Below are 5,916 nucleotides of genomic sequence, written 5' to 3'. Positions count from 1 at the left end.
TGCATAATTAACAGGAGCCCTGTAGATAAAATAATTGCTGAAAGGATAGTTCTCCCATGCCTTTGAGAAAAACCTCCATGCCTTTAATACATATCCTGCTGGACCTTTCCCAAACTCTTCTATTGCAACCTGCCTTACTGCTTCTGATGGAGTAAGTGCTGGATTTACTGACATCTTGCCCGCTACCTTGCTCATGGGAGAAACATCCCCTCCAAATATCCAGCAACCTAAATATCCTTCTACCCCCATCTTCCTCATACGGTAGAGTTTTTCAGCAATCTTATATGGCACAGGTATATATGGAACTGTGACCAGTTCATGGGTTGAACCAATCTGAAGTTTTGCCGCTGTCTCCATTCCTCGCTTTTTTGCCAGATAGAATAACTTCTTGAACCTCGGAGAGGGTCCTGTATATGATAAACTGTACTCATCTATCTCAAGACGTTTATCTAGAACTTTTTTATACCCACCCCTCTCAAAATCAACTAAAAGTATTACATCTTTCGGGAGTTGACTGATCAGTTTCTCCTGTGGGTCTGGCTCAATGATATAATACCAGGACCAGTTCCATGCCATTACCTTCGCATCAGGAGCCGCATCTTTTATCCCTCTGTTTATAAGTGTGATTATCTCCGCTGTCACATCAGACGCATCCCTCTCATCGCACCTCTTACACTCAAAAGGTCTCCTTGCCCATTCCTCTGTGGAAGGGTCTACGGATGTAAGTCGCCACTTCGGATAGTGTGAATAACAGTGGGTATGAAACTCACTTGCAGTTATCATAAATACTCCTCCAAGTCCCGGCACTTCCTTGAAAAGGTTATAACTGCTCTGATAAAGATAGTCCTTTACCTTCTGTGTGCTGGAACAGAGTGCATAGTATCATCCGGAAAAAGGAGGGATTCCGTGAAACTCTACTGACTGTCCCTTTACATCAGGGTTATTCTTCCAGAAAGGGTCTTCCTCATGAAATCCCCTCGGCTCACAGAAATACAAAAATACTTTCAATCCGTACTTTGTTGCTTTCTCAACCATTCTGTTGAGTGCCAGTATCTGCTGGCTTTCCTTTTCCCCAAACTCAGGAAATACATCAGAGGAAACTATGTCCCTTAAAACACAGTGTAGCCAGACAGCATTAAACCCTTCTTTTGCTATCTCTTCAAGATACCAGTCAGGATGGTTCTTTACTGAGTCCTCAACATCTCTGCCATAGAAATCACCATATGGTGAACGGATCATCCTTATCTCAAATGTCTCTTTCATAGTTTTAATCGTTCCTTTATACTCTTCAGTATCATCTCTTTTGCAGAAAGTCCGTACTCTAAAGATGCTTTTGTTGCTAACTGACTGTACCATTTCTTCTCTGTAAATCTCTTCATATCCACACCTTCAGGACAGAATGCAAGCATAAGTGATGTCTCCTGCATTCCTGCATGGTCTATGGGGAACTTCTTCTGTGTCTCTTCATCCATAAATGGGTGGATTTTTATCCAGCTGAACGGGTCAGAGCCCTGTTGATGCATTGCATAGTAGTCCTTCATCTTTTCATCTCCCCACCAGCCCTCTCCTCTCTCTTTTTCAAGATATTCAAATATTGATTCCCTTGCCGCAAGTTTAAACGCAAGGTCTGTTGGCATACCTGCAACAAAATTCTCACTCTGATGGTGGATAAAGATATGTATATTCCTAATACCTATTCTTAACATCCCCTTGAACAGGTCTTTTGCAAAGACATAAAGTGTTCTGCTCGGAATATGTATTGTGCCGTTGCTTTCAGGTGGTTCAACAGCATAACTTGCTGCACCATAGTAAAAAGGAGGACATATCACTATATCCATCTCCTTTTCAACAATCTCCAGTGCTTTTATTATAAGAAGTGTATCAACACCAAAGACACAGTGTTCAGAGTGGTATTCAAGTACACCCACAGGTATAACAAAAGGGATATTCTTCTTTATTGCTTCCCGCAACTGCTCCGCAAACATCATCTCGTATCTCATGTGTACCTCCTTCCTCTACAACATCTCCTTTAAGTAGCGAATGGCAGAGTTAAAATGAAATTTTTATAATTCTATTATTTTGGTCAGTTTCTTAGAAAGTGGTTCCACTCCGTCCTTTTTCACCACAACACCGTTTTCCCACCGTAGTCCATAGTCCTCACAGTAAAGGAATGTATCCACCTGGAATGTCATATTTTCTTCAAGATAGTAGTCAGAATGGGACTCCATCCATGGTTTTTCAACCTCCATCATACCCAGCCCGTGGCATGGCCCGTAAAGTATGTTCTTGCTTACCCCTAACCTTTCTCCATACTCAAAGAACTTCTTCACCACCTCATTCGCCTTCACACCTTCCTTCATCCATTCCATTGTCTTCCAGTGCATATCCAGTCCAGCAGATACAAGTTTTTTCATATCAGGTGGCATCTTACCAAAACAGACAGGTCTACCAACACTTGAAGAGTATCCAGCAACACGAGCACCTATATTCAACTGTATAAGGTTTTTCTTCCCCAGTTTTGCATACCCAGGTCTTCCAATAGCATGGTTTGAATTTCTTCCCGCGAGTACATACTGCGGATGCCCTTCATACTCTGCCCCTTCTGCATACAGTGCCTCTTCTATGATACCCACCACCTCAAGTTCTGTCATTGTCGGCTTCATCTTTTTCAGGGTTTTCGTTAGTGCTGCCTCTGATATTCTGAATGCCTCTTTAAGCATCTTCAGTTCTTCATCACTTTTGATAATGCGAAGGTCAACTATAATCTCATCACTCTTTACAAGTTCTGCATCAGGTGCTGCCTTCTTCAAACCTTCATATACAGGTAGAGGAAATATCTGATAACTTGCAATACCTATCCTTTTTACCTTCTTTCCACCAAACATCTCATTAAAGATAGAAGAGAATGTATCTACCTGTATATTGGGATAATCTGGCTCAGCACTCTCCCTGTATTCAATAAGTTTATAAATCTTCTTTATCCTGCTTGTGTCCCTTGCAAATGTTTCACTCTCAGGACCTATCAGTAACGCTGGCTCTCCTTCTGCAGGAACAATCACACCTGCGGATTCAAATATAGGCCAGTAGTCAGAGAGATAACGGACATTAGCAAGGTCTGCCTCATCTGAGTGAGCAATGACTAAATCAAGTCCTTTATCCCTTACACCCTTCTGAACCTTCTCCCACCTTCTTTTAAACTCTGCATCCGAAATTCTAAAAACCTTTTTACTCACAATATCCTCCCTTGTTTTTATTCTATGATAATCATTTGATAGCCAGATATTTCTGGTATTGTAAACCATACATAGTTTTCTTTAATTTCAAATTCTACCTGCTGATAGGAAGGGACACAGTAAACTTTTCTAATCTTATCTCCTTTCTTCTGTTTTACTCCTATACAAACATCTTTTAAAAGTAATGGCTCTTCTATTATTTGCATCTGGTTTCCTCGTAATTCAGGAAGGTATGAAAGTATGTGAACAATCCTTCTGTTTTTCTGGGATGAGAGGGTTACCTGAGCAAACGAAGGAAGGTTAGTGTATTTAATCAATGGTTCTTTATATACCAGTCCAATACAGTTTTTTAGAAGCACTTTATACCAGACCACAGCATCATTAAAGTATCCCTTAAATATCGGGAAACTGAAGTGGAAGATATTCCCGCACTTAACAAGTACAGACCTTCCTGTCTCTTTTTCCGGTGGTGTGTAGAGATTTTCGTGCTTCCAGTCCCATGAACGGAGATTAAAATATGGCTTTATATGTCGTGCAAGAACCTTTCCCCCTTTTTTTACTCTCATTGAGATACCCCTTTGATAGATTGCTACAGGCATACGAGGCATCCCTTCTGACACATCATCTTCTAATACAAAGAAGGAAGGGTCATTTTCTTCTTCTCCTTCAAATGAGATTTTATACTCATCAAGAACAAACTTTTTCTTGTCTCTATCAACGCAGGAGTATGCAGAACTTATAAGCACCCCTCCTTTTTCCAGATGTCTTTCAAGTTTATCTTTCAGTTTATCATTTATAACAATATTATCAGGAAGCACAACCACATTATATTTTGATATATCATCAAGTCCATCAGATATATCAAACTGGTATTTTAATTCCATCAGCATCCTCGTAGCACCCTGAACTGACTGAAACTCGTATGGAAAACCAGGTATCTTTTCTAATTCTGGCTCAATAATAACCATATCTGTCTCTACCTTCGCCCCTTCTGTGAATTCTTCCAATTTTTTTATCTCCGAATAACATCTGCCTATAAGTTCATATACATGTCTTTCAAGTTTACCTCTCGGATGCATATGGTCACCTACACAGCAGGTACCACCATTGGCTATGGAATTGTAAAGGTCAAAAAGTAAGGAGTGATAAGGACGCAGTCCACCAAAATCCCCCCAGGACTTATGGAACCTTCCTGTTTGTGTAAAGTATGGTTTTTTCAGTGATCTGGTATACCTTATTATAAAAGGTAGATAGTCATATCCCCAGCCACCTGTGGGCAAAACCTCAAGCTCTATATGTGTTGGCTGGTATCTGTAGGGTAATCCATTTAAGTAGAGAAATATATTCCTGTTTTTTTTCTTTAACAGATTTTTAACCTCATTTCCGAATCTTTTTGTTATAATCCAGCAAAATTCCCATCCCTTTTTTTCATCAAATGGGTCCATCCCCAATTTCTTCATGCCTTCAATACACTCAACTCCGTAGCAGGGAGAAAGCGAAAAACAGTCAAGGAAGATTCCATCCACTGGATACATATCTAAAACCTCTTCCACCATTCCCAGAAGATGCTCCTTATAGCCAGTATTCAGACACATCTTTCTGAAAAAATGTCCCATCTTATCTACCTCAACCACCTGCCCGTTTTTATTTACCTTACACCATTCCCTGTGAAGTAATGAATGCTCATGGTCAAGCCCTGCATTAAAGTATGCCGCTATCTTTATCCCTTTTTTATGACAGGCAGATACCATATCACCCAGAAGGTCTATTCTTTTAAGCCCTGGATGTACTATCCCTATCTTTGTTGGATAATATGCAAACCCTAAATTACACCTTGCAAACACAGTGATGTAGTCCACACTTGATTTCTTTAGTGTTTCGGCAAATTCTTCAGGGTCAAAATCAATCCCAACATCATAAACACCTGGCATAGTATGAAAATCCAGATGTACTGCCCTCTTTGCAAACCACTTATCCATTGTGTTCCCTCCTTGAAAGCATAGTGCAAATTATTTTACACTAAAGGTTAATTTCCTTTTCTCGGCTACCCTCTATTCTATTTTTTATCTTGATGTTTTTCAATAATTCCCTTAACTCTATATGTCAAAAATGTCTACTACCACTGTGGTTTAGGGTAGTCAAGGCAGAAATGATAGTACCAGCTGTGAGAAGTCGGTCCTGCTGACTGCCATTCTTCTGCACGAACCCATATGACATGACCATCCACAAAGAGAACATTGGAACCACCGTTGTGAATCGTATGATAAAACCTCGTTGACCAGATACTCGGAGTAATTCCATGAGTCCACTCAGTGTTGTCTATCTCTACCCAGTATACTGTCTGAGATGGGTACTTTACCTGCGTTCTTTTAGCCAATCTTCTTAATGCAGGGTCGTTATTACACAGTCCTCCTGCACATATTCCACCAAAACCTGGCTCACCGACAGCAGGTCCGTAAGAGGTAATGTTATTCTGGGGTTTTCTATTTGAAGGACACTTTAAGATTGAAGAACCGAGAACAGGAAAGGGTGGTATACCTCGTGGAACATATCCACTTAAAGAAAGAACCCATGGCTCAGGAGAATAATTCTCTCCGTTGAAACCTCCAGGCAGGTATTCAGAATAATCATCTGCATACATTGTACAGGCAAGTCCAATCTGCTTCATATTGCTTATACATAC

General features: G+C 40.4%; 6 protein-coding genes. All 6 read right to left on the bottom strand.

Translation table 11 applies throughout. From position 1 onward, the window contains the following. Window positions 1-783: hypothetical protein (locus tag N3D17_05460; GenBank protein ID MCX8082824.1), on the bottom strand; the 783-nt coding region annotated here is incomplete at its 3' end. A 99-nt stretch (window positions 784-882) separates the two neighbouring features. Further along, a complete protein-coding gene (locus N3D17_05455) occupies window positions 883-1,263 on the bottom strand; it encodes a hypothetical protein (GenBank protein MCX8082823.1) in 381 nt (126 codons plus the stop codon). Further along, a complete protein-coding gene (locus N3D17_05450) occupies window positions 1,260-2,000 on the bottom strand; it encodes a creatininase family protein (protein MCX8082822.1) in 741 nt (246 codons plus the stop codon). The genes N3D17_05455 and N3D17_05450 overlap by 4 nt, the downstream gene beginning before the upstream one ends. 63 nt (window positions 2,001-2,063) lie before the next feature. Further along, a complete protein-coding gene (locus N3D17_05445) occupies window positions 2,064-3,233 on the bottom strand; it encodes a Xaa-Pro peptidase family protein (protein ID MCX8082821.1) in 1,170 nt (389 codons plus the stop codon). A 17-nt stretch (window positions 3,234-3,250) separates the two neighbouring features. Continuing rightward, window positions 3,251-5,212 carry an alpha-L-fucosidase gene (locus N3D17_05440; GenBank protein ID MCX8082820.1) on the bottom strand — a complete coding sequence of 654 codons (1,962 nt, stop codon included), beginning with the start codon at window positions 5,210-5,212 and terminating at the stop codon, window positions 3,251-3,253. Between the two features lie 137 nt (window positions 5,213-5,349). Next, window positions 5,350-5,916 (bottom strand): hypothetical protein (locus N3D17_05435; protein MCX8082819.1); only part of this gene is annotated, 567 nt, incomplete at its 5' end.

The sequence above is a fragment of the bacterium genome (assembly GCA_026414725.1).
Taxonomy (GTDB): domain Bacteria; phylum Ratteibacteria; class UBA8468; order B48-G9; family JAFGKM01; genus JAAYXZ01.
The sequence above is the reverse complement of the archived record's forward strand: the minus strand, read 5'-3'. Positions and strand labels throughout refer to the sequence as shown.